The following is a 24821-nucleotide window of genomic DNA, read 5'->3' as shown; positions in this document are numbered from 1 at the left end:
CCGGGGAACCGGCCCGCCACGCACCTCTAGCTCAATCGGCAGAGCAACTGACTCTTAATCAGTGGGTTCTGGGTTCGAGTCCCAGGGGGTGCACGGACAAGCCCCGATAGATCTCGCCATCTATCGGGGCTTCTCTGCGTTCCGGGACGAGCGCGCATCGTCTGCCCCGTCGACCCCTAGACCAGACATTCGCCTGCAGCTGACGTGCCGAAATCGGTGGAAGAGAACTCGAGAGAGTCGCGTCATCGATCGGGCTTCGCGGCGTCTCACCATGTGCATGGCTAGAGCCCCTCGAGAATCCCCAGATGCTCGACGCGCTTTCCGCTAGTCCTGTCGCCATAGGGGAATGGCGGGTGCGGCCGGATTGTCCCCCCGGCCGCACCGTTTCCCGATGGCAGGATCGCTGTCACGGAGCGGTCCGACGGGGTCTCGCCGTCGGCAGCGGCGCTCAGTAGACTCGCGCCATGACCGATGGGGATGGGACGGCGGAGAGCCCCTGGCTGCTGCGCACGGCGCCGGGTTCGAGCGAGTACACGATGCACCGCGACGGCGACGAGCTCGTCTGCCAGGTGGGGTCGACCACCCTGCGCTACCAGGCGAGGGCGATCGAGGATCTGCACGCCTGGCTGGTCGCGCAGGGCGACTGGGCCGCGCTGGGAGCGGCGGACGAGCAGAAGCCGGCGGCCGAGGGGACCGTGGAGGCGTTCGGCCGCGCGGAGGACAACCCCGTCGGCGGCTGGTATGGCCTGCGCAAGGGCTACCGCGGGCGCTTCGGCATGTATCTGCCTCCGTTGCTCGAGCGGCTCGGGCTGGTGGAACTGGAGCACAACGCGCGGAACAACCGCGTGCGCGCGCTCTGAGCGGAGCTCTTCGAGCTCAGACGACCCGGACGGACAGCAGCTGATATCCGTCGGGGACCTTCGCCTCGAGCGCGGCCATGTCGTCGGCTTCGATCTCCTGCAGGCCGTCGCGGCGCACGATCGTGCCCTCCGCGGTGAGGATCGTGTCCTTCTTGGCCATCGCGACCGGCGCGGACGCGAGCTGCCACCCCTCGGGGGTCTCGGCGGAGAGCAGATCCTGGATCTCGTCCAGCTCCTCGGCCTGCACGGTGTGGGTCTTGGACTCGACGGGGCGCATGAGACCGATCAGCATGTCTCCAGCGTAGAGCCCGCCGCCGACGACGAAGCCCGCCCCGCGCACCGTTGTGCGGGGCGGGCCGTTTCGCGGCACCCGTTCGGGTCGGGTGCAGACCCTCAGGCGGCGTCGCCGATGAGGATCGCCTCCGCATCCTCCGCGGCGTCGTGCGAGCCGCGGTCGATGTGCGCGAGCGCGCGGCGACCGAGGAGCACCACGAGCGCGGCGATGAGCACCGAGACCCCCGCGAAGAGGTAGGGGACGGTGTCGCCCCAGAGGTGCGACAGGAGCGCTGCAAGGGGAGGAGCCACGGCACCACCGATGAAGCGCACCGCGGAGTAGGCCGACGAAGCGACGGAGCGGGGCAGATCCGTGGCCTCCATGACCGCCTCGGTGAGCACCGTGTTCATGATGCCGAGAAGCAGTCCGCCGACGATGATGCAGATCACGAGCGCCATCGGGATGGCCACCAGGATCCCCGCCACGATCAGATCGATCGCCAGCAACGGCAGCACGAACAGGATGATCCGCGTGATCGGCATCCGGCGCAGCAGGATCGGCGCGACCCAGACGCTCGTGACGGCGAGCGCGATGCCCCATCCGAAGAAGGTCAGCCCGATGCCGATCGCGCTGAAGCCGAGCGGGAACGGGGAGAACGCCAGCAGCACGAAGAAGCCGATGTTGTAGAACAGCGCGGCGACCGCCAGCACGCCGAGGGCGGGTCGTCCGAGCGCCTTGAACGGTGCAGAGAACGGCACGGGCTGGCGCTTCTCGAACGGTCCGCGGAGCAGGGTCAGTACCGCGATGAAGCCGATCGCCATGAGCACGACGACGCCGAAGAACGGACCCTGCCAGGCGACCTCGCCGAGGAGCCCTCCCAGCAGCGGGCCGATCGCGATGCCGAGGCCGAGCGCGGCCTCGTAGAGGATGATGGCGGCACTGGATCCGCCGCTCGCCGCTCCGACGATGGTCGCGAGCGCGGTCGAGATGAACAGCGCGTTGCCGAGCCCCCAGCCGGCGCGGAAGCCGATGATCATGTCGACGCTGCCGCTCAGGGCGCACAGAAGCGCGAAGACGACGATGAGCGCGAGGCCGATCAGGAGGGTGGCCTTGGCGCCGATCCGGCTGGAGATCCAGCTCGTGAAGAGCATCGCCACACCGGTGACGAGCAGGTAGCTGGTGAACAGCAGCTCGGTCTGCACCGGCGTCGCCTTGAGCGACTCGGCGATCGCGGGGAGGATCGGGTCGACCAGCCCGATGCCCATGAACGCCACGACACAGGCGAAGGCGACCGCCCAGACCTGTGCGGGCTGTTTCCAGATCGATACCGAGGAACCGGTGGTGCTCAACGTGCTGTCCTTTCCAGAAGCGAATGGGTGTGCAGGATCTCGGCGGCGCGGGAGAGGTGCTCCCAGTCCGCATCGTCGAGGTCGCTGAATCGCGGAGCGAGGATGCGCTGGATCTCGTCGCGCCAGGCGTGCAGGGCGGTGCGCCCCTCGGCCGTGATCGTGACGACCGTGGCGCGGGAGTCCTCGGGGTCGGGGGAGCGCAGCACGAGTCCTTCGTGCTCGAGCTGGCCGAGCATCCGGGTCATCCCCGGCTGAGTCGTGCGGCTGGCTCGCGCCAGCTCGCCCACGCGCTGCCCGTTGTCGCCGTCGAGCAGGCTCAGTGCCCGCCACTGCGCCGCAGGAGCATCGTTCCCGGCCTCCTGCGCGGCGATCCGGGTGAGCGCGTGCGTCGAGAAGACAATCGACTGCAGGATCTCTCCGTGATTCATACCAGAAGTATATAACTGTTGGTATGTAATCGGCAAGATGTGATTCAGCGCGAGGCGCGGCCGGCGATCCTTGCGGAGAGCTGGTGGGCGTGCGCGAGTAGGGTGCGCCCGAGCATGGGCAGGCGATCGGGGCCGAAGCGGAACTCCACGCCGGTGAGGCTCAGTGCCCACTCCGGGCGGCCGTCGCGATCGAACACCGCCGCGCCCATGCCCCAGCTGCCCTCGACGATCAGGCCCGGGTTCACGGCGTACCCCCGTGCCTTCGTCTCCGCCAGGCGTCGGCGCAGCGGAGTCTGGGCGTGCGTGCGCCCCCAGCGTTCGCCGAGCTCGGGGTGGCGAGCGAGGTATGCATCCACATCGTGGTCAGACAGGAACGACAGGATCGCGAGTCCGGCGCTCGCGACGCCGAGCGGGAAGCGCACGCCCTCGCTGAGCACGAAGGAGCGGATCGGGAAGGCGCCCTCCTCGCGCAGCAGGCAGACGGTCTCATCCGCCCTGCGCACCGAGAGGAACGCGCTCTCCTCGGTCTTCACCGCCAGCGACCGCACGATGTCGCGCGCGAGCTCGGTGATGTCGTAGCGCGCCGCGGCCACTGTTCCCATGAGGTAGAGCTCCGGACCGGGCATCCACAGGGCGGTCTGCGGATCCTGGTCGACGAGGCCCTCCGCACGCAGGGCCGACAGCAGCCGGTGCACGGTCGAACGACTGAGCCCCGAGGTCGCGGCCAGGCGCTGCAGTGCCGCCCCGTCGGGGGAGGCGGTGACGAGGCGGAGCAGTTCGGCCGCGCGCGCGATCGCCTGGGCTCCGGGCACGGAGCGCTTCGCCGGGGACGCCTGTTCCATGATGTGGACGCTACCGACGGCACCGCCCACATCGCAAGCACGGGCTTGAACCCCCTGTCCGCCGGGCGCAGAGTGGAGACGTATCCCACACGAAGGAGTGGCGAGTGATCGACAAGCAATGGGCTTCCGCGGCGGACGCGGTGGCCGACATCCCGGACGGCGCCTCGCTCGCGGTCGGCGGCTTCGGGCTCTCCGGCAACCCGAGCGCGCTGATCGCGGCGCTGCTCGCGCAGGGCACGTCGGGACTCAGCGTGGTCAGCAACAACTGCGGCGTCGACGACTGGGGACTCGGGCTCCTGCTCGGCGCGCAGCGGATCCGCAAGATGACCTCGTCATATGTGGGGGAGAACAAGGAGTTCGAGCGTCAGTTCCTCTCCGGTGAGCTGGAGCTCGAACTGACGCCGCAGGGCACGCTCGCCGAGAAGCTGCGGGCCGGCGGATCCGGGATCGCCGCCTTCTACACCCAGACCGGCGTCGGCACCCAGGTCGCCGAGGGCGGCCTGCCGCGGCGCTACGCCGCCGACGGTTCCGTCGCGGTCGCCTCGCCCGCCAAGGACGTGCGGACCTTCGCGCTGCACGGGCAGCCTCGTGAATTCGTGCTCGAGGAGGCGATCACCACCGATTTCGCACTCGTGCACGCCGCCCTCGGCGACCGGCACGGGAACCTGATCTTCAACAAGGCCGCGCGCAACTTCAACCCGCTCGCCGCGATGGCGGGGCGCATCTGCATCGCGCAGGTCGAGCGGCTCGTCGAACCGGGCGAACTGGACCCGGACCAGGTGCACCTGCCCGGTGTGTACGTGCATCGCGTGGTCGAGGTCGGATCCGACATCGAGAAGCGCATCGAGCGGCGCACCGTGCGCCCTGCGACGAGCTCAGGGACCGGATCCGGTTCCGGGAACGGGGAGGCCTGACATGGCCCTGACACGCGAGGAGATGGCGGCGCGCGCCGCCCGCGAGCTGTCCGACGGCTCTTACGTGAACCTCGGCATCGGGCTGCCCACGCTCGTGCCCAACTACGTGCCGGAGGGCGTGACCCTCGTGCTGCAGTCCGAGAACGGCATACTCGGCGTGGGTCCGTATCCGGCGGAGGACGCGGTCGACCCCGACCTGATCAACGCCGGCAAGGAGACCGTGACCACGCTGCCCGGTGCCGCGTTCTTCGACTCCGGGCTCAGCTTCGGCATGATCCGCGGCGGCAAGATCGACGCGGCGATCCTCGGTGCGATGCAGGTGAGCGCCACCGGGGACCTCGCGAACTGGATGATCCCGGGGAAGATGGTCAAGGGCCCTGGAGGCGCGATGGACCTCGTGCACGGGGCCGGACGCGTGATCGTGCTCATGGAGCATGTCGCCCGCGACGGCTCCGCGAAGATCGTCGACGAGTGCTCCCTGCCGCTCACGGGCCGCGCGGTCGTGCATCGGATCATCACGGATCTCGCCGTGATCGACGTCACCCCCGAAGGCCTGCGGCTCGTCGAGCTCGCACCAGGGGTGAGCGTGCAGGATGTGCAGGATGCGACGCAGCCGACGCTGCTGGTCGCGGAAGGACTGGAGTGATCATGAGTGCAGACGACATCGTCATCGTCGCGGCGGCGCGCACGCCGCAGGGACGTCTGAAGGGGCAGTTGGCCTCCTTCACGGCGCCGCAGCTGGGATCGTTCGCGATCCGCGGCGCACTCGAGCAGGGCGGGGTCGACCCGGCAGAGATCGACGCCGTCATCGTCGGGCAGGTGCTGGCCGCAGGCTCCGGGCAGAACGCCGCGCGGCAGGCCGCGATCGGCGCGGGCATCGGATGGGACGTGCCCTCGCACTCCGTCAACAAGGTGTGCCTGTCGGGCCTCACGGCCATCATCGATGCCGCGCGGATGATCCGCACCGGCGATGCGCTCACGGTGGTCGCCGCGGGCATGGAGTCGATGACGCGGGCACCGCACCTGATGATGGGCTCCCGCGACGGCTGGGCCTACGGGTCCGTCGAGGTGCTCGACCACATGGCGTACGACGGTCTCACCGACGCCTACGACAAGGAGAGCATGGGGGCGTCGACCGAACGGCACAACCCGCGCTTCGGCCTCACCCGCGAGGCGCAGGACGAGGTCGCGGCGCGTTCGCACCAGCGCGCGGCCGCCGCGCGCGACGCGGGCGTGTTCGAGGGCGAGATCGTGCCGGTCAGCGTGCCTCAGCGGCGCGGCGAGCCGGTGGTCCTGACCTCCGACGAGGGCATCAGGCCGGAGACGACCGTCGAGACGCTCGCGGGACTGCGACCGGCGTTCGCCGAAGGCGGCTCCATCACGGCGGGCAACTCCTCGCAGATCTCCGACGGCGCCTCGGCGGTCGTCGTCACCACACGCGCCAACGCCGAGGCCAAGGGCTGGCCCGTGCTCGTCGCGGTCGGCGCCAGCGGACAGACCGCGGGTCCCGACAACTCGCTCCAGGAGCAGCCGGCCAACGCCATCCAGCGGGCGCTCGACAAGCAGGGGATCACGGCGGCCGACCTGGATCTGGTCGAGATCAATGAGGCCTTCGGCGCCGTGGTCGCGCGCTCCGAGGCCGTGCTCGGCCTGGATCCGGAGATCGTGAACGTGCACGGCGGCGGCATCGCGATCGGTCACCCGATCGGCGCGAGCGGCAACCGGCTGGCCGTGCACATGGCGCACGAGCTGGTGCGCCGCGGCTCCGGAACGGCCGTGGTCGCGCTGTGCGGCGGCGGCGGTCAGGGCGAGGCGCTCATCCTCACGCGCTGAGCCCGAGGACGCCTCTCCGGGAGCGGCTTCGGCCGCTCCCGTAGGATCGGCGCATGACGACGATCCAGGCTCTGACGGCGACCGACCGCGACGAGTGGCTGCCGCTCTGGCAGGCGTACCTGACGTTCTACGAGTCGGTCCTCGCCGAGGACGTGACCGCATCGACCTTCGCGAGGATCGTGGATCCGGCGGGGGACATCCACGGCGCGATCGCCCGTGACGACGAGGGCCGCGCGGTCGGGTTCGTGCACTGGTTCGCCCACCCCGCCACCTGGTCGAAGACGGCGTACACGTACCTCGAGGACCTCTTCGTGGATCCGTCCGTCCGCGGGGGCGGCATCGGCCGGGCGCTGATCGCGCACGTGACGGACGCGGCGCGGGCCGCGGGCAACGACAAGGTCTACTGGCTGACGGCGGAGGGCAACACCACCGCGCGCGCCCTCTACGACCGGGTCGCCGAGCGCAGCGGGTTCATCCACTACGAGATCGACCTCGACTGACAGCCTCACCCGGTCCCTGAGCCTGCTGACGGTCCCTGAGTCCACTGACGGTCCCTGAGCCTGTCGAAGGGCGCTCTCGGATCCGGCCGGGTCAGGCCTTGTCGGCCTTGCGCTGCGCCTTGAGCTCGGCCTTGAGCTCCTTCTTGGCGCGCTTGTACTGCACGGGGGCCACGGGGGAGTCGTAGGAGACGGACTCGCCGCGCTCATCGCGGCGGAAGTCGACGATCGCGCCGACGGCGAGGGCGATCGTGATGCCCCAGCTCAGCCACGCCAGCACGGCGCGCCAGGTGATCGGTGCGTCGCGCGTTCCGCGCAGCAGCGCGATCCCGCTCGTGATCGCGCCGAACAGACCGCTCGCGAAGAGGTAGTTGCGCATGGATCGAGTCTAGCCAGCGCGGCTCAGGACCTGCGGGATCCGCCTCCCGGAAGATCGTCCGCCTCGGTAGACTGGGACCATCACCGATGTGCATTACCGGCCGCCGGCTCTTCCGGCGGAAAGCGGCGGCACCTGACTGCGTCCCCTCGTGCGCGACGCCAGAGACCTGTTCCGCCATGACCACTTCGCACACCTCGTCCGTCTCCGCCGTTCCCAGCCTGTTCCGCAGGGTCGGGATGCCCTATTTCGTCATCGCCTTCATCGCCCGCCTGCCGTTCGCGATGATGGTCGTCGGCGTGCTGACCGTCGTGGTCGCCGCGCGCGAGTCGGTGGCTCTGGGCGGACTCACCTCCGCCGCTGTCGGCATCGGAACCGCCTGCTTCGGCCCGCTCCTGGGGGCGGCCGCCGACCGCCGCGGCCAGCGGATCGTCCTCGCCATCGTCGCGGTCGCCAACGCGCTCGCGCTCGTGGGCTTCACGCTCGTCGTCTACTCCTCCGCCTCCGAGCCGTTCGTGCTGCTGAGCGCGTTCGCGATCGGCGCCACCGCCCCGCAGGTCTCTCCGATGTCGCGGTCCCGGCTCGTCACGATCATCGCGGAGCGCGTGCCCGCCGATCGCCGTGCGCGCACCACGTCGTCGACGATGTCGTACGAGTCCGCGGCCGACGAGACCGTGTTCGTGTTCGGCCCGTTCCTGGTCGGGGTGCTCGCCACGGCGATCGCCCCCTGGATGCCGCTCGTGATCGCCGCGGCCCTGATCCTGATCTTCGTGGGCGCCTTCGCCCTGCACCCCACCGCCTCCCACGTCTCCTCGCAGCGCGGCGTCGACGGCCGCGCCACCTCGCAGGTCTCCGAACTGTTCCGGCCCCGTCTGCTCATCGTGGTGGTGGGCATGCTCGGCGTCGGGGTCTTCTTCGGCGCGATGCTCACCTCGCTCACCGCGTTCATGACCGAGCACGGCCGCCCCGAGGAGGCCGGACTGCTCTACGGGGCGCTGGGCGTCGGATCCGCGATCCTCGCGCTCGGCGTCGCGTTCCTGCCCGCGCGATTCACCCTTCCCGCCCGCTGGCTGCTGTTCGCGGGCATCCTCTTCGGCGGCAGCCTCGGGCTGCTCTGGGTGCGCGAACCCCTCGGCATGCTCATCGCCCTCGCCGTGATGGGCTGCGGGATCGGCCCCACGCTGGTCACCCAGTTCAGCCTGGGCGCCGCATTCGGACCCGGGGACAGGTCGGCCACGGTCATGACGATGCTCGGATCCGCGATGGTGGTCGGGCAGGCGATCGGCGCCGTGTCGACGGGGCAGGTCGCCGATGCGGCGGGCGCGCAGGCATCGCTCGTGCTGCCCGTCTGCGCAGCGGCCCTGGTGCTGCTCGCCGGCGTCGTGAACGCCCTGCTGGCTCGGGGCGGACGCGCCGCGTCCTGACGCGGGAGGACGCCGGCTCTCGTCGGGTGACTAGCCTGGAGGAGGCATCCCCGCTGCCGTGAGGAGCGTTCCCATGACTTCGTCCACCCCCACCGCCTCGTTCGTCATCGTCGCGAATCGATTGCCGGTCGATCGCGTTCCCGGCCCCGACGGCGAGGTGATCTGGCGCCGCTCACCGGGCGGGCTCGTGGCCGCCCTCGAACCCGTGATGCAGTCCGTCGACGGCGCCTGGGTGGGCTGGGCCGGACAACCGGATCTCGATCTCAAGCCCTTCACGGAGGACGGCATCCGGCTGCTGCCCGTGACGCTCTCGGCGCAGGAGGTCGAGGAGTACTACGAGGGGTTCTCGAACGACACGATCTGGCCGCTCTACCACGACGTGATCTCGTCCCCGCAGTACCACCGCGAATGGTGGGACGCGTATGCGCGGGTGAACCGCCGCTTCGCGGAACGCGCCGCGAGCGCGGTCGCGGAGGGCGGCACGGTGTGGGTGCACGACTACCAGCTGCAGCTCGTGCCGGCCATGCTGCGCGAACGCCGGCCCGATGTCACGATCGGCTACTTCCATCACATCCCGTTCCCCGCGCACGGGCTCTACGCCCAGCTGCCCTGGCGGAACCAGGTGCTGCAGGGCCTGCTCGGCGCCGACGTCGTCGGGTTCCAGCGTGCGCAGGACGCGACGAACTTCCTCACGGCGGTGCGCCGGCGGCTTCGGCTCGACGTCAAGGGCTCCACGGTCACCGTGCCCGACGGCGGCCCGCGCACGGTGGTCGCCCGTGCCTTCCCGATCTCGATCGACACCACGCCCTACACCGAGCTCGCGGCCCGCCCGGATGTGCGCGCCAGGGCAGCGGAGATCCGCGAGGGCCTCGGCAGCCCGAAGAAGATCCTGCTCGGAGTGGACCGTCTCGACTACACCAAGGGGATCCGCCACCGCATCAAGGCGTTCGGCGAACTGCTGGACGAAGGCAGGATCTCCGTCGAGGACGTCACACTCGTGCAGGTGGCCAGCCCCAGCCGAGAGCGGGTGGACGCGTACGTGCAGCTGCGGGACGAGATCGAGCTCGCGGTGGCGCGCATCAACGGCGATCACGACACCATGGATCACACCGCGATCCGCTACCTGCACCAGGGCTTCCCGCGCGAGGAGATGGTCGCCCTGTACCTGGCCGCCGACGCGATGCTCGTGACGGCCCTCCGCGACGGCATGAACCTCGTCGCGAAGGAGTATGTGGCCACCCGCGGCGATCAGCGCGGCGTCCTCGTGCTCAGCGAGTTCACCGGCGCCGCCGACGAGCTGCGTCAGGCGGTGCTCGTGAACCCCCATGACATCGAGGGGCTCAAGGACGCGATCATGCAGGCCGTGGAGATGCCGCCGCGGGAGCAGTCCCGGCGCATGCGAGCGCTGCGCAAGCGCGTGCTGGAGAACGATGTGAACGCCTGGTCGCGGGACTTCCTCGCGGCCCTCGAGAACGTACGGAGCGCACGATGACCCGCGACTGGACCGTCGCCGCAGAGACCGACCCCGCCCTCGCCGCGATCGCCGGCACCCCGCGACTTCTGGTCGCGCTCGACTTCGACGGCACGGTCTCGCCGCATGTGAGCGATCCGATGTCCGCCAGGGCGCTGCCCGCGGCCGCGGCCGCGGTGGATCGCCTGGCCGCCCTGCCCGAGACGTTCGTGGCGTACGCCTCGGGGCGGAGCCTGCACGACCTGCGCGAGATCACCGAGCACGAGGACGGCTCCCGGATCCTGCTCGCCGGCTCCCACGGCGCACAGTTCTGGTTCCCCGACACGGGGGAGGAGACCGATCTCTCCACCGAGCCGGTCGACCGTGCCGAGGTCATCGACGAGCTGCGCGCGCTGATCGCGGATCTCGACGGCGTCGTCTACGAGCCGAAGACCTTCGGGTTCGGCGTGCACACCCGCACCGCCGCGCCCGGGCAGGAGGAGCTGGCCTTCGTCCGCGTCGAGAAGTGGGCGCCCGAGCGGATCCCCTCGTGGCGGCGTCGTACGGGGCATCATCTCCGCGAGTACTCCTGGCGGGACGAGGGCAAGGACGCGGCGCTCTCGCGGCTGCGCGAGCATGTCGGCGCGACGGCCGTTCTGTTCGCGGGCGACGACGTCACCGATGAGGACGGCATGCGCACGCTCGGCGGCGCGGATCTGGGCGTGAGGATCGGCGCGGGCGAGACCGCGGCGACCCTGCGGGTGGCGGATCCGGCGGCGTTCGCCGTGCTGCTCGACGCCCTGGCCGACGCCAGAGCAGCCGCGCAATAGACTGCTTCCATGCGCGCGCAGCACGGATCCGATCGTGGGTCCGTCGCGCGCGCGGGCGGCGGGATCGCCGCCGATCATGGGTTAGGCTTGATGCACGTTCGAACCGAGGAAGGCACAACCGGATCCCGGATCGGACGCAGAGCTCCGGTGGTCTTGCAGGCCGCCGGGCGCGATGGTGATCTGAATCGGGTCGATATCGCGGCTCGTGCTCTCGATGCACTCGTCGAGACGCCTGAGCCGGGCTCATGCCGCGACGGCGTCCGTCGCGGATCAGAGCCGACTTCTCCGCGCTGCACCCGAGGCGTTCCAGCCCAGCACTCCCGACCCCTGCGCTCCGCCCCTCGCGGACCGGGTCGGAGAGTCGTCCGCGACGGGGCATCGTCCCGCCGCTTCCGCCGATCGTTCACCATCGCAAGGAACCTTCATGACCGCTGATACCGCTCCAGCCGTCCCGCGTCCGCCCGCCCGTCCGGCGGCGGCGCCCCTCCTCACCGGCGCCCAGGCCGTCGTGCGCTCCCTCGAGCTCCTCGGCGTCACCGACGTCTTCGGCATTCCCGGCGGCGCGATCATGGAGGTCTACGACCCCCTGATGGCGTCGACCGAGCTGCGCCACATCCTGGTCCGTCACGAGCAGGGCGGCGGCCACGCCGCCGAGGGCTACGCGACGGCGTCCGGCAAGGTCGGCGTGACGATCGCCACCTCCGGCCCCGGCGCGACGAACCTCGTCACCGCGATCGCGGACGCCTACATGGACTCGATCCCGATCGTCGCGATCACCGGCCAGGTGTTCTCCCGCCTGATGGGCACGGACGCGTTCCAGGAGGCCGACATCGTCGGCATCACGATGCCCATCACCAAGCACTCGATCCTGGTGAAGGCTCCCGAGGACATCCCCGGCGCGATCGCCGCGGCGTTCGAGATCGCCTCCACGGGTCGACCCGGCCCGGTGCTCGTGGACATCACGAAGGATGCCCAGCAGGCCACGGCGCCGTTCGTCTGGCCGCCGAAGTACGACCTGCCCGGCTACCGTCCGGTGACCAAGGCGCACGGTAAGCAGATCCAGGCCGCGGCCACGCTGCTCGCCGAGGCCAAGAAGCCCGTGCTGTACGTCGGCGGCGGCATCATCCGCGGCCGCGCATCGGCCGAGCTGCTCACCCTGGCAGAGCTCACCGGCGCCCCCGTGGTGACCACGCTCATGGCGCGGGGCGCATTCCCGGATTCGCACCCGCAGCACGTCGGCATGCCCGGCATGCACGGCACGGTCCCGGCCGTGCTCGCGCTGCAGGAGGCCGACCTGCTCGTCGCACTCGGCACGCGCTTCGATGACCGCGTGACCGGCAAGGCCGAACTGTTCGCCCCGAACGCGAAGGTCGTGCACGTCGACATCGACCCCGCCGAGATCTCCAAGATCCGGACGGCCGACGTGCCGATCGTGGGCGGCGTGCGCGAGGTCATCACCGACCTCGAGGCGGCGTTCCGCGGCCTCCTGGGCGGCGCCAAGGGCGACATCGACGAGTGGTGGGCGTACCTGGACGGACTGCGTGCGGAGTTCCCGCTCGGCTACACGGCGCCCGAGGACGGTCTCATGTCCCCGCAGCACGTGATCCAGCGGATCGGCGAGCTCACCGGCCCGGAGGCCGTCTACGCGGCGGGCGTGGGCCAGCACCAGATGTGGGCGGCGCAGTTCATCAAGTACGAGCGCCCCAACTCCTGGCTGAACTCCGGCGGCGCCGGCACCATGGGATACGCCGTGCCGGCTGCCATGGGCGCCAAGGTCGCCGAGCCCGAGCGGGTGGTCTGGGCGATCGACGGCGACGGCTGCTTCCAGATGACCAATCAGGAGCTCGCGACCTGCATGATCAACGACATCCCGATCAAGGTCGCGATCATCAACAACTCCTCCCTCGGCATGGTGCGCCAGTGGCAGACCCTGTTCTACGAGGGCCGGCACTCGAACACCGACCTGAACACCGGTCACGGCACGATCCGGATCCCCGACTTCGTGAAGCTCGCCGAGGCCTACGGCTGCCTCGCGATCCGCGTGGAGAAGGAGGAGGAGATCGACGCCGCCATCAAGCTCGCGCTCGAGACGAACGATCGCCCCGTCGTGATCGACTTCGTCGTGAGCGCCGACGCCATGGTGTGGCCGATGGTGCCGCAGGGCGTGAGCAACAGCTACATCCAGTACGCGCGCGACCACGCGCCCGCCTTCGACGAGGAGGACTGATCCATGTCCACGCATGTGCTGAGCCTCCTGGTGGAGGACACCCCTGGTCTGCTGACCCGCGTCGCCGGCCTGTTCGCGCGCCGCGGCTTCAACATCGAGTCGCTCGCCGTGGGCGTGACCGAGGTTCCGGGGATCTCCCGGATCACGGTCGTCGTCGACGTCGAGGAGTTCCCGCTCGAGCAGGTGACCAAGCAGCTGAACAAGCTGATCAACGTCATCAAGATCGTCGAGCTCGAGCAGAACGCGTCCGTGCAGCGTGAGCACATGCTCATCAAGGTGCGCACCGACAACAACTCGCGTTCGAACGTGCTGGAGGTCGTGAACCTCTTCCGCGCCTCCGTCGTGGACTACGCCCCCGAGGCGCTGGTGATCGAGGTCACCGGCGACAAGGGCAAGGTCGACGCCCTGCTGCGCGCGCTCGAGCCGTTCGGCATCAAGGAGCTCGCCCAGTCGGGCCTGCTCGCGATCGGTCGCGGCGGCAAGAGCATCACCGAGCGCGTGCTGCGCGGCTGACCCAGAGAACCACTGCCGATCCCGGACCTGCGGAGCACGTCGACGCAGGACGGGGCCGGCACCGAAAACCCCAACAAGGAGAACACACAGTGAGCACCGAGATCTTCTACGACGCAGACGCCGACCTGTCGATCATCCAGAACAAGAAGGTCGCGATCGTCGGCTACGGCTCGCAGGGCCACGCGCACGCGATGAACCTGCGCGACAGCGGCGTCGAGGTCGCGATCGCCCTCAAGGAGGGCTCCAAGTCGATCGCCAAGGCGTCCGAGGCGGGCTTCGCCGTCAAGACCGTCGCCGAGGCCACCCAGTGGGCCGACCTCATCATGATCCTCGCGCCGGACCAGCACCAGCGCGGCATCTACAGCGAGTCGATCGCGCCGAACCTGACGGCGGGCAAGACCCTCGCCTTCGCGCACGGGTTCAACATCCGTTTCGGCTACATCGACGCCCCCGAGGGCGTCGACGTGATCCTCATCGCGCCGAAGGCCCCCGGCCACACCGTGCGCCGCGAGTTCGTCGCCGGCCGCGGCATCCCGGACATCATCGCGGTCGAGCGCGACGCCTCCGGCACCGCCTGGGCGACCGCGCTGTCGTACGCGAAGGCGATCGGCGGCACCCGCGCCGGCGTCATCAAGACGACCTTCACCGAGGAGACCGAGACCGACCTGTTCGGCGAGCAGGCCGTGCTCTGCGGTGGCATGAGCCACCTCGTTCAGGCCGGCTTCGAGACCCTCACCGAGGCGGGCTACCAGCCGCAGATCGCCTACTTCGAGGTGCTGCACGAGCTCAAGCTCATCGTCGACCTGATGTGGGAGGGCGGCATCGCCAAGCAGCGCTGGTCGATCTCCGACACGGCCGAGTTCGGCGACTACGTCTCGGGCCCGCGCATCATCGACGCCGGTGTCAAGGAGCGCATGAAGGAGGTCCTCGCGGACATCCAGTCCGGCGCCTTCGCCACCCGGTTCATCGAGGACCAGGACAACGGCGCGACCGAGTTCCTCGCGCTTCGCGAGAAGGAGCAGGGGCACCCGATCGAGGCCACCGGCAAGGAGCTGCGTGCGCTCTTCGCCTGGAAGTCGCAGGACGAGGACTACGTCGAGGGCAGCGCCGCGCGCTGACCGGCAGTCCACGTGAGAACGGGCGCCCCCTCGGGGGGCGCCCGTTCTTCGTTCCGGCCCCCGGGGTGCTACGCCGGGAAGACCACGCCCTCGCCGACGACGCGCAGGGCGATGCGCTGACCGGGGCGCGTGAGGGCGGCGTTCGCGTGCCGGATCGTGATCACCGGCGGTTCCGGATCGAGGCGCGGATCCGCGTCGGCGCGCGGCTCGAGCCGGATCCGCGCCGAGGTCTCGGATCCGAAGTACACGCCCTTCTCGACCGTCGCCCGGATCGGGGAGTCGGCGACGAGCTGCACCTGCTCGGGTCGCAGCATGAGCTGCACGCGGCCCCGCGCCGGCGGGTTGCGCACCGGCACGTAGCCGAGCGCGCAGGACGCGAGGGATCCGTCCAGCCAGGCGTCCAGGACGATCGCCTCGCCCAGGAACTCGGCCACGCCGCGATCCGCCGGACGCGTGTAGACGACGAAGGGATGCCCCGTCTGCACCAGGCGGCCGTCGCGCATCACGGCGACCTGATCCGCGAAGCTCAGCGCCTCGGACTGGTCGTGCGTGACGAGGATGGTCGTGGTCCCGGCGTCGGTGAGGATTCGCGCCACCGCCTCGCGGGTCGCCGCGCGCAGGCCCGTGTCGAGCGCGGAGAAGGGCTCGTCCAGCAGCATCAGCTCGGGTTTGCGGGCCAGCGCCCGCGCGATCGCGACGCGCTGCTGCTGCCCTCCGGAGAGCTGATCGGGGCGGCGCTCCGCGACGTCCTGCGGGAGCGAGACGAGATCGAGCAGTTCGGCCACGCGCCGGGCACGATCCGCGCGGCCGAGGTCGTCCAGGCCGAAGGAGATGTTGCGCGCGACGGTCAGGTGCGGGAACAGCCCGCCGTCCTGGGTGACGTAGCCGATGTCGCGGCGGTGCACCGGCACCCAGGCCCCCGGTCCCGCGACCGTGGCGGACCCGAGCACGACCTCGCCCTCGTCGGGCCGCTCGAAACCGGCGATGATCCGCAGCAGCGTGGTCTTGCCGGATCCGGACGCGCCGACGACCGCGGTGATGCCGCCGGTCTGCACGGCGAGATCCACTCCGTGCAGCACCCTGTGCCCGCCGTACGAGGCGGTGACGCCGGCGACCTGCAGGTGTGCGGTCGGCAGCGGGCCGGTGCCGGGGGAGGGCACGGCGCCGAGGGATCCGAGATTGTGTGCGGTCATGCGGTCTCCGCGGTCGTGGGGGAGGACGTCGCCGTGGCGGGTGCGGCGGAGGAGTCAGCGCGGGAGAGCACCGCCGACTGCCGGAACAGCAGGTAGGTCATCGGTGCGGAGAGCAGGATCAGCAGCGTCGCATAGGGCGCCGCGCCCGCGAAGTCGATCTCGCTGGACAGGCTCCAGAACCGCGTGGCGAGGGTCTGCACGCCGATCGGCGAGAGCAGCAGGGTGGCCGTGAGCTCCCCGGCCACGGCGAGGAACACCATCGCGAGGGCCGCGGCGGTGGCGGGGGCGACCAGGCGCAGGGTGACGCCGAAGAAGGCGCGCAGCGGGCGGCGCCCGAGGGCCTGAGCGGCCTCCTCCAGGCTCTGCGGCGCCTGGGCGATCCCTGCCTGCAGCGGCACCAGGGCGCGCGGGAGGAAGAGCAGCGCATAGGCCAGGAGCAGCAGCGCGGTGGTCTGGTACAGCACCGGCACGAAGAAGAGCGAGACGGTCACGAGCGCGAGGGCGAGCACGATGCCCGGCATCGAGCTCGTGATGTAGTTCGTCCGCTCCAGGAGGCGGCTGAACGGCCCGGGATGCCGCACCGCGAGCCAGGAGAGCGGGAACGCCGCGATCACGGTGACGAGCCCGCCGCCGAGCGCGAGGGCGAGGGTCTGCAGGAGCGTCGGTACGAGATCGGGTGCCGTCCACACGGCGCCGCCGCCGTAGGCCAGCCATCCGCCGATCACGACCGCGGGAACGCCGAGAGCGGCGATCCCCAGTGCGAGCAGGGCGACCTGTGCGGGGAACTGCCAGCCGCGCAGGCGGATGCGCCGGGGCGGTGCCGCACTGCCGGATCCGATCCGCGCATAACGGGCGCGACCACGGGCGCGGCTCTCCAGCAGGAGCAGGGCGAAGCACAGCAGCATCAGCACGCCGGAGAGCATGCTCCCGGCGGAGCCGTTGAACGTGGACCGGTACTGGTCCATGATCGCGGTCGTGAAGGTGTCGAACCGGATCAGCGCGAACGCGCCGTACTCGCTCAGCAGGTGCAGTCCCACGAGCAGCGCGCCGCCGAGCAGCGCGAGACGCAGCTGCGGCAGCACCGTGCCGAAGAACACGCGCACCGGACCACGGCCGAGGCTCGCGGCGGCCTGCTCGAGAGCGGGATCCAGCCGGGCGAGCGCCGCGCGCACCGGCAGGTAGACGAGCGGGAAGTAGGAGAGCGTCGCCAGCAGCACACCGGATCCGAGCCCGGCGAGCGAGGGGATCGCCGAGACCCAGGCATAGGAGTTCACGAAAGCGGGGATCGCCAGGGGCATCGCGAGCACCGCGCCCCACGCGCCGGCGCCCGCGAGAGAGGTCCTCTCGACGAGCCAGGCGCCGCCGACCCCGATCACGGCGCACAGCGGCACGGTGATCGCGACGAGCAGCACGGTGTTCGTGAGCAGCTCGCCGACGCGGGGGCGGAAGATGAGCGCGGCCGACTCGGCCCAGCCGATCTGCGCCGCGGTCGTGACCACGAACAACAGCGGCAGCAGCGAGAGCGCCGCCACCACGACGCCGGCGGCGATGACCACCCACGACCCGGCCCCCCGGGAGACGCCGCGGGGCGGCCGGAGCTGTTGCGCTCCGGCCGCCCGTCGGGAGGTGGTCGTCGTGGTGATGTCTGCGCCTTAGAGCAGGCCCGCCTGGGTCATCAGATCGGTGACCTGCTTGGAGTTCAGCGTAGCCGGATCGATGGTGGGCGCCTGCAGGTCCTTGAGCGGGACGAGCTTCGGGTTGGCGGCCACGCCGGATCCGACCGGGTATTCGAACGAGGTGCCGGTCTGCAGGATCTTCTGGCCCTCGGCCCCGGTGACGAAGGCGAGGAACTTCTGCGCCGCCGCCTGGTGCTTGCTCGACTTCAGGACGCCGCCGCCGGACACGGACACGAATGCGCCGGGATCCTGGTTCTTGAAGTAGTGCAGCTGCACGTTCTTGGAGTTCTCACCGGTCTGCGCCTGGTCGCCGAACCAGTAGTAGTGGTAGATCACGGCGCCATCGATCTCGCCCGCGTTCACGGCCTTCATCGCGGTGGAGTTGCCCTTGTAGGCGACCGAGTTGGTCTTCATGGCCTTGAGCCACTGCTCGGCGGCGTCGGCGCCCTTGAGCTGCACGAGCGCGGAGACGATGGCCTGGAAGTCGGCGCCGGACGGGGAGGCGGCCCAGCGGCCCTTCCATGACGGGTCGGCGAGGTCCATGAGGGACTTCGGCAGCTGAGCCTCGGTGAGCTTCGACGTGTTGTACGCGAACACCGTCGAGCGGGCGGCGATGCCGACCCACTTGCCGGAGGACGGGCGGTACTCGGTCGGAACGTTCTTGAGCGCCTCATCGCCCGGCGAGGCGAAGAGGCCGGCCTTCTCGACGGCCGACATCGAGGGCGAGTTCTCGGTGAGGAACACGTCGGCGGGAGAGCGGTCGCCCTCCTGGATGAGCTGCTGCGACATCTCGGTGTCATCGCCGTTGCGCACCTGGACCTTGATCCCGGTCGCCTTCGTGAACGCGTCGGTCCACGACTTCGTGAGCTCCTCGTGCTGGGCGTTGTAGATCGTGATGGTCTGACCGGCGAGGCTGTCGCCGGTGCTCGACGCGGGCGTCGCGGAGCCGCTGCAGGCGGTGAGCGCGAGGGCGACGGCGGAGGCCGCCGCGGCGGCGGAGAGCAGTCGGAGGGAACGGTTCACGGAGAGTCCTTCGAGGAGGGAGAAGCGCGGAAGTCGCGAATCACATAGTAGGTAAGGCAAGCCTCACTCAACAACCTGATGACATTCCTGTGAATGACGAGGCCTGCGCCGGCAGCCGGGCAGGTGCGCGTCACGCGACCCCGTAGAACCGCGCGGCGTTGCCCCAGAGGATCGCGTCGGCATCGAGACCGCGCGCCTCGGCCCAGTCCGCCACCGCCTGCGCCCACCGGCCGCGGCTCGCGGGGTCGTACTCCTGCGGATCACCGCCGAGGGCGGAGACCGGCCAGTCGCCGCCCCAGAGCAGGCGGCCGGATCCGAACGCCTCGGCGGCCGCATCCAGGAAGGGGGTCACCTGCGCCGGGCTCCAGGATCCACCGGCCTCCGCGGGCAGCCCGGAGAGCTTGATGGAGACCTGCGGATGCGCGGCGAGGTCGTTCAGATCGCGCAGCCAGGCGGCGGCGGGGCGGAGCGGATCCGTCGCCGTCCCGATCGCGGGCTTCCCGAGGTGGTCGAGCACGATCGGCAGGGAGGGCACCGCGGCGGCGAGGTCGGAGACATCGGACAGCTGGCGGGCGCGGACGCACGCGTCGAAGCGCAGTCCGTGCGCGGCCAGCGCGGTGGCGCCCGCACGGAACGCGGCGCTGCGTGCGGTGCCGTCGGGCTCGTCCTGCAGGTTGTGCCGCACGCCCACGACGCCGTCGAGTCCGGCGAGCGCGGAGAGGTGCGCGGTGGTCCGCTCCCCGCGATCGAGCCGCGCGCCCGCGACGATGCCGACGACACCCGTGAGCGCGGCGTTCTCGGCGACCCAGCGCGCCTCGTCCAGGAACTGCGACTCGACGCATTCCGCCTGCACGAAGATCGCCGCCGAGCCGTCGGCGCCGTCGACCCCGTCGACGCTCGCGTGCGCGAGCTCCTCGGCGGCGAAGCGCTGAGCGAGCGGTCCGGAGAGCCACTCGTAGTCGAGTCGGGACGGATCCCACAGGTGCAGATGGGAGTCGAGGAGGCGCATGGTGACATCCTCTCGCAGATCGGCGCGCGTGCGGCGCAGACATCCGATGTTCCCGAAAGCCCCTAGGATGACGCCATGGCAGTCACCGACGAGGCGATCGAGAAGATCAAGGCGATGATCGTGTCGGGCGAACTCGGCCCGGGCGATCGCCTGCCGCCCGAGAAGGGGCTCGCCGAGCGGCTCGGCCTGAGCCGCAACTCGATGCGGGAGGCCGTCAAGGCGCTCGAGGTGATCCGCGTCCTCGACGTGCGCCGCGGCGACGGCACCTACGTGACGAGCCTCGAGCCGCACCTGCTGCTCGAGGCGATCAGCTTCGTCATCGACATGCACGACGACGACTCGCTGCTCGAACTGTTCGCGGTGCGGCGCATGCTGGAATCGCAGGCCACGGGCCTTGCCGCCACGTACGGCGACGAGGACGCGATCGCCGAGCTCCAGGCCGAGATCGACGGGATCGACGCGGGCGTCTCGATCGACGACCTCGTCGCGCACGACATCCGCTTCCATCAGGAGATCGTGCAGATGACCGGCAACGGTTACCTCGCGAGCCTCATCGACAGCCTGTCGAGCCAGACCATCCGCGCGCGGGTGTGGCGCGGTCTCACGGAGCAGGGCGCCGTGGAGCGCACGCTCTCGGAGCACCGCGCCATCGCCGACGCGATCGCGCAGCACGACCCCGCCCTCGCGACCTCTCTCGCCACTGCGCACATCGCGGGCGTGGAGCGCTGGCTGCGCCAGGCCGCCCAGGGCTGAGCCCGGCTCCTTCGGGGTGCGGTCGCCTCGGACCGGGTCCTGCAAGACCATGTCCCACTTCTGGCTGTGAATCCTGGTGATTCGCGACCAGAAGTGGGACACGGGCCGACCAAAAGTGGGACACGGTTTTGCGGGACGGTGGGGGCTACTCCGCGCGGAGGCGCAGCTGCGCCATGCCGCCGTCCACCTCGATGAAGGTGCCGGTGGTGGATCCTGAGGCGGGGCTGACGAGGTACAACACGGCGCCGGCGACCTCGTCCGGCGACACCAGGCGACCGTGCGGCTGGCGCGCGTTGAGCGCGGCCCGCTCGGCGGCGGGATCCGCGGCGGAGTCGAGCAGCCGCCCGACCCACGGGGTGTCGGCGGTGCCGGGGTTGACGGCGTTCACCCGGATGCCCTCGCGGAGGTGATCCGCGGCCATGGCCCTGGTGAGCGCCGAGACCGCGCCCTTCGACGCGGAGTACAGAGCGCGCTGGGGCAGGCCCGTCGTCGAGGCGATCGAGGCCGTGTTGCAGATCGCGGCGGCCGGCGAGTTGCGCAGCCACGGCAGGGCCGCGGCGGAGACGCGGGCGATGCCCGTCACGTTGATCGAGAGGACGCGCGCCCACTCGTCGTCGTCGTTCGCCGCGATGTCGCCCTGTGCGCCGATCCCGGCGTTGTTCACGACGATGTCGATGCGGCCGAACCGCTCGCCGATCGCGGCGATGGCCGCGTCCACGCTCGCACGATCCGACACGTCGGCGGTGAATGCGGCGAAGCGCGGATCCGCGCCGGCCACGTCGCGGTCGAGCACCGCGATCTGCGCGCCCTGCTCGTGCAGCTGTGCGGCGATCGCCGCGCCGATCCCGGATGCGCCGCCCGTGACGATCGCGACGAGCCCCTCGACCTGACCGGTCATGCCTGTGCCTCCCATGCGATGAATTCCTGACGCTGGCCGCCCAGCCCCTCGATGTCGATCTCCACGACGTCCCCGGCGCGGAGGTACGGGAACTTCCCCCCGAACGCGACGCCCTGCGGGGTGCCCGTGAGGATCAGGTCCCCGGGTTCGAGGGTGATGTACTGCGAGATGTGGTGCACGATCTCGGCAACCGAGAAGATCATGTCGTTCGTGTTCGAGTCCTGCCGCGGCTCGCCGTTCACGAAGCTGCGCAGGCGCAGGTTCTGCACCTCGACCTCGTCCGGGGTGACCAGCCACGGTCCGGTCGGGTTGAAGCCGAAGGCCGCCTTGCCCTTCGACCACTGTCCGCCGGAGACCTCCATCTGGAACGCCCGCTCCGAGACGTCGTTGCAGACGACGTATCCGGCGATGTGCGCGGCGGAGTCGGCGGGGGAGTCGAGGTAGGCGGCGCGGGATCCGATCACGATGCCGAGCTCCACCTCCCAGTCCGTCTTCTCGCTGCCGCGCGGGATGGTCACCGCGTCGTCGGGGCCGACGACGGTGTTCGGGGTCTTCAGGAACAGGATCGGGACCGTGGGCGGCTCCGCCCCCGACTCACGGGCGTGCGCGGCGTAGTTCTGCCCGACGCAGATCACGGCGCTGGGGCGTGCGATCGGCGCTCCGATGCGCCGCGCGTCCGCGTCGGTCAGCTCCGGCAGCGTGCCCGCGTCGAGGGCGGCACGCGTGCGCCCCACGGGATCTGCCGCGAGGAAATCGCCGTTCACATCGGAGGTCACGGACCGAAGATCGTAGGTACGGTCTTCGGCGATGACGACCGGGATCTCGGATCCGGGGTCGCCCAGACGCGCGAACTTCATGATTCTCCTGCCTTCTCACGGGGATGGGCGGATCCGCCGCCGGAACGACGTGAGCGGATGCATCCCGCGTTGACAGTATAGACATCCGATGTTTACACTCCAACTGTCGGGGAGCATGACGGCCTTCTGTGCCGCAGCCCCGACGACCGGCCCAGAACAGGAGAACCGTGAGCCGCATCGTCGCGCTGGAGACCAGCGACATCCGATTCCCCACCTCGCTCAGCCTCGACGGCTCCGACGCGATGAACCCCGACCCCGACTACTCCGCGGCGTACGTGATCGTGCGCACCGACGCGGCCGACGGCATCGAAGGGCACGCGTTCGTGTTCACGATCGGCCGCGGCAACGATGTGCAGGTCGCGGGCATCGACGCGCTCGCCGGGCACCTCGTCGGCCGCGAGCTGGAGCCGCTTCTCGACGACATGGGCGGCACGTTCCGGGAGATCATCGGCGACTCGCAGCTGCGCTGGCTCGGCCCGGAGAAGGGCGTCATGCACATGGCGATCGGCGCCGTGATCAACGCCCTGTGGGACATCAAGGCCAAGCGCGCCGGGCTTCCGCTCTGGCAGCTGCTCGCCCGGATGACGCCGGAGGAGATCGTCGACCTCGTCGACTTCCGCTACCTCACCAATGCGCTCACCCGCGAGGACGCGCTGGCGATCCTGCGCGACGCCGAGGCCGGCCGTGCCGAGCGCGAGCAGCAGCTGCTCGCGACCGGCTACCCGGGTTACACCACGAGCCCCGGCTGGCTGGGCTACTCGGACGAGAAGCTTGAGCGCCTCGCCCGGGAGGCGATGGCCGACGGCTTCACGCAGATCAAGCTCAAGGTCGGCGCCGACCTCGATGACGACATCCGCCGGTTCCGCAAGGCCCGCGAGGTGTGCGGGCCGGACTTCCCGATCGCGATCGACGCGAACCAGCGCTGGGAGGTGTCCGAGGCGATCGCCTGGGTGAACGCGCTCGCCGAGTTCCGTCCCGCATGGATCGAGGAGCCGACGAGCCCCGACGACGTGCTCGGGCACGCCGAGATCGCCCGCGGCGTCGCGCCGATCCGCGTCGCGACCGGCGAGCACGCGCAGAACCGGATGATCTTCAAGCAGCTGCTGCAGGCCGAGGCGATCCAGGTGATGCAGATCGACGCGGTGCGCGTGGCCGGTGTGAACGAGAACATCGCGAACCTGCTGCTCGCCGCGAAGTTCGGTGTGCCGGTGTGCCCGCACGCCGGCGGCGTGGGCCTGTGCGAGGCCGTGCAGCACCTGTCCATGTTCGACTTCGTCGCCGTCTCCGGCAGCCGTGAGGGGCGCATGATCGAATACGTGGATCACCTGCACGAGCACTTCGTGGTGCCGACCGAAATCCGCGGCGGCTCCTACACGGCGCCGACCGCACCGGGAAACGGCATGGAGATGAAGGCGGCCAGCCGTGCCGAGTTCACCTGGACCGGCGAGCACCGCGAGGCGGGTGCGCATGTCTGAGCCGGTCCGCACGGCCGCCCGGCCCGCGATCCCGGCCCTCGGCTACGGTGCCGCGAACGTCGGGAACCTGTTCCGCGCACTCAGCGATGACGAGGCCTGGGCCGTGCTGGACGCCGCCTGGGAGAGCGGGATCCGCCTCTACGACACGGCCCCGCATTACGGGCTCGGACTCTCGGAGCGCAGGCTCGGCGCGTTCCTGCAGACCAAGCCGCGGGACGAGTACGTGCTCTCCACCAAGGCGGGACGTCTCCTGCGCCCGAACCCGGACCACATCGCCGGCGGCCTCGACACCGCCAACGACTTCTTCGTCCCCGACGACCTGCAGCGCGTGTGGGACTTCTCGGAGGCGGGGATCCGCGCCAGCCTCGACGAGTCGCGCGAGCGCCTCGGCATCGAGCGCATCGACCTCCTCTACCTGCACGACCCGGAGCGGCACGACCTGGACCTCGCGCTCGCCGAGGCGTTCCCCGCGCTCGAGTCGCTGCGTGCGGAAGGGCAGGTGGGTCGGATCGGCATCGGATCCATGACCGCCGACGCGCTGACCGCCGCGGTGCGCTCCGCCGGTCTCGACACGATCATGGTCGCGGGCCGCTACACGCTGCTCGAGCAGCCCGCGGCCGCCGACGTGATCCCGGCCTGCGCCGAGCGCGGCACGGACATCGTCGCCGCCTCGGTCTTCAACTCCGGCCTGCTCGCGCAGAGCGAGCCGCGCCGCGACGGGCGCTACGAGTACGGTGCGCTGCCGGAGGAGCTCTGGCAGCGGCTCACCAGGATCGCCGAGGTCTGCCGCGCGCACGATGTGCCGCTGCCCGCGGCCGCGATACAGTACCCGCTGCAGTCCCCGGTCGTGACCTCGGTCGTGGTCGGCGGGAGCCGTCCGGAACAGCTCCGGCAGAACGCGGAGCTGGCCGCGCTCGACATCCCGGCGGACCTCTGGCGCGAACTCGCGGCTGAGGCCCTGATCCCCGGCTGACCCGGGGGAGACCAGGGAAAGCCGCAGTC

At 70.5% G+C, this 24821-nt stretch carries 25 protein-coding genes and 1 tRNA gene; 15 read left to right on the top strand and 11 right to left on the bottom strand.

The genetic code is table 11. From position 1 onward, the window contains the following. Positions 1–20: 20 nt before the first annotated feature. Both ACIPY5_RS03560 and ACIPY5_RS03555 read left to right on the top strand, forming a co-directional pair. Positions 21–93: transfer RNA gene (locus ACIPY5_RS03560), tRNA-Lys, on the top strand. A gap of 371 nt (positions 94–464) precedes the next feature. Beyond that, positions 465–860: a DUF6855 family protein gene (locus ACIPY5_RS03555; RefSeq protein ID WP_400966760.1), complete on the top strand. Its 396-nt coding sequence runs from the start codon at positions 465–467 to the stop codon at positions 858–860. A 16-nt stretch (positions 861–876) separates the two neighbouring features. On the opposite strand, the gene ACIPY5_RS03550 is transcribed toward ACIPY5_RS03555, so the two are convergent. The 4 genes from ACIPY5_RS03550 to ACIPY5_RS03535 all read right to left on the bottom strand — a co-directional run bounded on the left by ACIPY5_RS03550 (position 877) and on the right by ACIPY5_RS03535 (position 3753). Next, positions 877–1152 (bottom strand): hypothetical protein, encoded by a 276-nt coding sequence (locus tag ACIPY5_RS03550; RefSeq protein WP_309338739.1) that lies wholly within the window; start codon positions 1150–1152, stop codon positions 877–879. A gap of 101 nt (positions 1153–1253) precedes the next feature. Then, a complete protein-coding gene (locus ACIPY5_RS03545; protein WP_400966756.1) occupies positions 1254–2483 on the bottom strand; it encodes an MFS transporter in 1230 nt (409 codons plus the stop codon). Beyond that, positions 2480–2911, bottom strand: coding sequence for a MarR family winged helix-turn-helix transcriptional regulator (locus ACIPY5_RS03540; protein WP_045273748.1), 432 nt, complete (start codon positions 2909–2911; stop codon positions 2480–2482). The genes ACIPY5_RS03545 and ACIPY5_RS03540 overlap by 4 nt, the downstream gene beginning before the upstream one ends. Positions 2912–2955: 44 nt before the next feature. Further along, the gene (locus ACIPY5_RS03535; RefSeq protein WP_400966753.1) at positions 2956–3753 is read right to left on the bottom strand and encodes an IclR family transcriptional regulator; all 798 of its coding nucleotides are present in this window, start codon (positions 3751–3753) and stop codon (positions 2956–2958) included. Between the two features lie 104 nt (positions 3754–3857). On the opposite strand from ACIPY5_RS03535, the gene ACIPY5_RS03530 reads away from it, so the two are divergent. From ACIPY5_RS03530 to ACIPY5_RS03515, 4 genes are read left to right on the top strand one after another with little or no spacing between them, the layout of a single operon-like run. Continuing rightward, positions 3858–4667 carry a CoA transferase subunit A gene (locus ACIPY5_RS03530; RefSeq protein ID WP_309338725.1) on the top strand — a complete coding sequence of 270 codons (810 nt, stop codon included), beginning with the start codon at positions 3858–3860 and terminating at the stop codon, positions 4665–4667. Position 4668: 1 nt separating this feature from the next. Further along, positions 4669–5313: a 3-oxoacid CoA-transferase subunit B gene (locus ACIPY5_RS03525; protein WP_400966749.1), complete on the top strand. Its 645-nt coding sequence runs from the start codon at positions 4669–4671 to the stop codon at positions 5311–5313. 2 nt (positions 5314–5315) lie between these two features. Next, positions 5316–6500 carry an acetyl-CoA C-acetyltransferase gene (locus ACIPY5_RS03520; RefSeq protein ID WP_400966747.1) on the top strand — a complete coding sequence of 395 codons (1185 nt, stop codon included), beginning with the start codon at positions 5316–5318 and terminating at the stop codon, positions 6498–6500. Positions 6501–6553: 53 nt separating this feature from the next. Next, entirely contained in the window at positions 6554–7000 is a 447-nt protein-coding gene (locus ACIPY5_RS03515; RefSeq protein ID WP_400966744.1) for a GNAT family N-acetyltransferase, read from the top strand. A gap of 91 nt (positions 7001–7091) precedes the next feature. Here ACIPY5_RS03515 and ACIPY5_RS03510 read toward each other — a convergent pair whose 3' ends face one another. Further along, positions 7092–7376 (bottom strand): hypothetical protein, encoded by a 285-nt coding sequence (locus tag ACIPY5_RS03510; RefSeq protein WP_400966741.1) that lies wholly within the window; start codon positions 7374–7376, stop codon positions 7092–7094. A 176-nt stretch (positions 7377–7552) separates the two neighbouring features. Between ACIPY5_RS03510 and ACIPY5_RS03505 the strand changes: the two genes are divergently transcribed. From ACIPY5_RS03505 to ilvC, 6 genes are all read left to right on the top strand, one after another. Then, positions 7553–8797 (top strand): MFS transporter, encoded by a 1245-nt coding sequence (locus tag ACIPY5_RS03505; RefSeq protein ID WP_400966739.1) that lies wholly within the window; start codon positions 7553–7555, stop codon positions 8795–8797. 73 nt (positions 8798–8870) lie between these two features. Next, entirely contained in the window at positions 8871–10289 is a 1419-nt protein-coding gene (locus ACIPY5_RS03500) for a trehalose-6-phosphate synthase (protein WP_400966736.1), read from the top strand. Next, positions 10286–11077 (top strand): trehalose-phosphatase, encoded by a 792-nt coding sequence (otsB, locus tag ACIPY5_RS03495; RefSeq protein WP_400966733.1) that lies wholly within the window; start codon positions 10286–10288, stop codon positions 11075–11077. The genes ACIPY5_RS03500 and otsB overlap by 4 nt, the downstream gene beginning before the upstream one ends. A gap of 424 nt (positions 11078–11501) precedes the next feature. Beyond that, positions 11502–13304, top strand: a complete 1803-nt coding sequence (locus tag ACIPY5_RS03490) for an acetolactate synthase large subunit (protein ID WP_400966730.1) — start codon at positions 11502–11504, stop codon at positions 13302–13304. A 3-nt stretch (positions 13305–13307) separates the two neighbouring features. Next, complete coding sequence (ilvN, locus tag ACIPY5_RS03485; RefSeq protein ID WP_292722118.1) at positions 13308–13817, top strand: acetolactate synthase small subunit; 510 nt, start codon at positions 13308–13310, stop codon at positions 13815–13817. Then, positions 13814–14935, top strand: coding sequence for a ketol-acid reductoisomerase (gene ilvC, locus ACIPY5_RS03480; RefSeq protein WP_309338747.1), 1122 nt, complete (start codon positions 13814–13816; stop codon positions 14933–14935). The genes ilvN and ilvC overlap by 4 nt, the downstream gene beginning before the upstream one ends. A 68-nt stretch (positions 14936–15003) precedes the next feature. Here the strand turns inward: ilvC and ACIPY5_RS03475 are convergent, their stop codons facing one another. From ACIPY5_RS03475 to ACIPY5_RS03460, 4 genes are all read right to left on the bottom strand, one after another. Further along, positions 15004–16128 carry an ABC transporter ATP-binding protein gene (locus ACIPY5_RS03475; protein ID WP_400966727.1) on the bottom strand — a complete coding sequence of 375 codons (1125 nt, stop codon included), beginning with the start codon at positions 16126–16128 and terminating at the stop codon, positions 15004–15006. Further along, positions 16125–17684 (bottom strand): ABC transporter permease, encoded by a 1560-nt coding sequence (locus tag ACIPY5_RS03470; protein ID WP_400966724.1) that lies wholly within the window; start codon positions 17682–17684, stop codon positions 16125–16127. The genes ACIPY5_RS03475 and ACIPY5_RS03470 overlap by 4 nt, the downstream gene beginning before the upstream one ends. A 96-nt stretch (positions 17685–17780) precedes the next feature. Further along, on the bottom strand, positions 17781–18827 hold the full coding sequence (locus ACIPY5_RS03465; RefSeq protein WP_400966721.1) for an iron ABC transporter substrate-binding protein: 1047 nt from the start codon (positions 18825–18827) through the stop codon (positions 17781–17783). A 130-nt stretch (positions 18828–18957) separates the two neighbouring features. Beyond that, positions 18958–19836, bottom strand: coding sequence for an amidohydrolase family protein (locus tag ACIPY5_RS03460; protein WP_400966718.1), 879 nt, complete (start codon positions 19834–19836; stop codon positions 18958–18960). A gap of 75 nt (positions 19837–19911) precedes the next feature. Between ACIPY5_RS03460 and ACIPY5_RS03455 the strand changes: the two genes are divergently transcribed. Next, a complete protein-coding gene (locus tag ACIPY5_RS03455) occupies positions 19912–20589 on the top strand; it encodes a FadR/GntR family transcriptional regulator (RefSeq protein ID WP_400966715.1) in 678 nt (225 codons plus the stop codon). Positions 20590–20734: 145 nt separating this feature from the next. Here ACIPY5_RS03455 and ACIPY5_RS03450 read toward each other — a convergent pair whose 3' ends face one another. After that, entirely contained in the window at positions 20735–21487 is a 753-nt protein-coding gene (locus tag ACIPY5_RS03450) for an SDR family NAD(P)-dependent oxidoreductase (protein WP_400966712.1), read from the bottom strand. Further along, positions 21484–22344 (bottom strand): fumarylacetoacetate hydrolase family protein, encoded by an 861-nt coding sequence (locus tag ACIPY5_RS03445; RefSeq protein WP_400966709.1) that lies wholly within the window; start codon positions 22342–22344, stop codon positions 21484–21486. The genes ACIPY5_RS03450 and ACIPY5_RS03445 overlap by 4 nt, the downstream gene beginning before the upstream one ends. Before the next feature lie 167 nt (positions 22345–22511). On the opposite strand from ACIPY5_RS03445, the gene ACIPY5_RS03440 reads away from it, so the two are divergent. Both ACIPY5_RS03440 and ACIPY5_RS03435 read left to right on the top strand, forming a co-directional pair. Then, positions 22512–23819 carry an L-fuconate dehydratase gene (locus ACIPY5_RS03440; RefSeq protein WP_400966706.1) on the top strand — a complete coding sequence of 436 codons (1308 nt, stop codon included), beginning with the start codon at positions 22512–22514 and terminating at the stop codon, positions 23817–23819. Continuing rightward, positions 23812–24792: an aldo/keto reductase gene (locus tag ACIPY5_RS03435; protein ID WP_400966703.1), complete on the top strand. Its 981-nt coding sequence runs from the start codon at positions 23812–23814 to the stop codon at positions 24790–24792. Before ACIPY5_RS03440 ends, ACIPY5_RS03435 begins: the two co-directional genes overlap by 8 nt. Positions 24793–24821: the final 29 nt, after the last annotated feature.

The organism is Microbacterium sp. NPDC089698 (assembly GCF_044749045.1).
GTDB lineage: Bacteria > Actinomycetota > Actinomycetes > Actinomycetales > Microbacteriaceae > Microbacterium.
The sequence above is the reverse complement of the archived record's forward strand: the minus strand, read 5'-3'. Positions and strand labels throughout refer to the sequence as shown.

What these genes read in the sequence shown, in the direction of transcription:
- ACIPY5_RS03555 (WP_400966760.1), top strand. Translation starts at nt 465, where the DNA reads ATGACCGATGGGGATGGGACGGCGGAGAGCCCCTGGCTGCTGCGCACG.
- ACIPY5_RS03550 (WP_309338739.1), bottom strand. Translation starts at nt 1,152, where the DNA reads ATGCTGATCGGTCTCATGCGCCCCGTCGAGTCCAAGACCCACACCGTG.
- ACIPY5_RS03540 (WP_045273748.1), bottom strand. Translation starts at nt 2,911, where the DNA reads ATGAATCACGGAGAGATCCTGCAGTCGATTGTCTTCTCGACGCACGCG.
- ACIPY5_RS03535 (WP_400966753.1), bottom strand. Translation starts at nt 3,753, where the DNA reads ATGGAACAGGCGTCCCCGGCGAAGCGCTCCGTGCCCGGAGCCCAGGCG.
- ACIPY5_RS03525 (WP_400966749.1), top strand. Translation starts at nt 4,669, where the DNA reads ATGGCCCTGACACGCGAGGAGATGGCGGCGCGCGCCGCCCGCGAGCTG.
- ACIPY5_RS03520 (WP_400966747.1), top strand. Translation starts at nt 5,316, where the DNA reads ATGAGTGCAGACGACATCGTCATCGTCGCGGCGGCGCGCACGCCGCAG.
- ACIPY5_RS03515 (WP_400966744.1), top strand. Translation starts at nt 6,554, where the DNA reads ATGACGACGATCCAGGCTCTGACGGCGACCGACCGCGACGAGTGGCTG.
- ACIPY5_RS03510 (WP_400966741.1), bottom strand. Translation starts at nt 7,376, where the DNA reads ATGCGCAACTACCTCTTCGCGAGCGGTCTGTTCGGCGCGATCACGAGC.
- ACIPY5_RS03505 (WP_400966739.1), top strand. Translation starts at nt 7,553, where the DNA reads ATGACCACTTCGCACACCTCGTCCGTCTCCGCCGTTCCCAGCCTGTTC.
- ACIPY5_RS03500 (WP_400966736.1), top strand. Translation starts at nt 8,871, where the DNA reads ATGACTTCGTCCACCCCCACCGCCTCGTTCGTCATCGTCGCGAATCGA.
- otsB (WP_400966733.1), top strand. Translation starts at nt 10,286, where the DNA reads ATGACCCGCGACTGGACCGTCGCCGCAGAGACCGACCCCGCCCTCGCC.
- ACIPY5_RS03490 (WP_400966730.1), top strand. Translation starts at nt 11,502, where the DNA reads ATGACCGCTGATACCGCTCCAGCCGTCCCGCGTCCGCCCGCCCGTCCG.
- ilvN (WP_292722118.1), top strand. Translation starts at nt 13,308, where the DNA reads ATGTCCACGCATGTGCTGAGCCTCCTGGTGGAGGACACCCCTGGTCTG.
- ACIPY5_RS03475 (WP_400966727.1), bottom strand. Translation starts at nt 16,128, where the DNA reads ATGACCGCACACAATCTCGGATCCCTCGGCGCCGTGCCCTCCCCCGGC.
- ACIPY5_RS03460 (WP_400966718.1), bottom strand. Translation starts at nt 19,836, where the DNA reads ATGCGCCTCCTCGACTCCCATCTGCACCTGTGGGATCCGTCCCGACTC.
- ACIPY5_RS03455 (WP_400966715.1), top strand. Translation starts at nt 19,912, where the DNA reads ATGGCAGTCACCGACGAGGCGATCGAGAAGATCAAGGCGATGATCGTG.
- ACIPY5_RS03450 (WP_400966712.1), bottom strand. Translation starts at nt 21,487, where the DNA reads ATGACCGGTCAGGTCGAGGGGCTCGTCGCGATCGTCACGGGCGGCGCA.
- ACIPY5_RS03445 (WP_400966709.1), bottom strand. Translation starts at nt 22,344, where the DNA reads ATGAAGTTCGCGCGTCTGGGCGACCCCGGATCCGAGATCCCGGTCGTC.
- ACIPY5_RS03435 (WP_400966703.1), top strand. Translation starts at nt 23,812, where the DNA reads ATGTCTGAGCCGGTCCGCACGGCCGCCCGGCCCGCGATCCCGGCCCTC.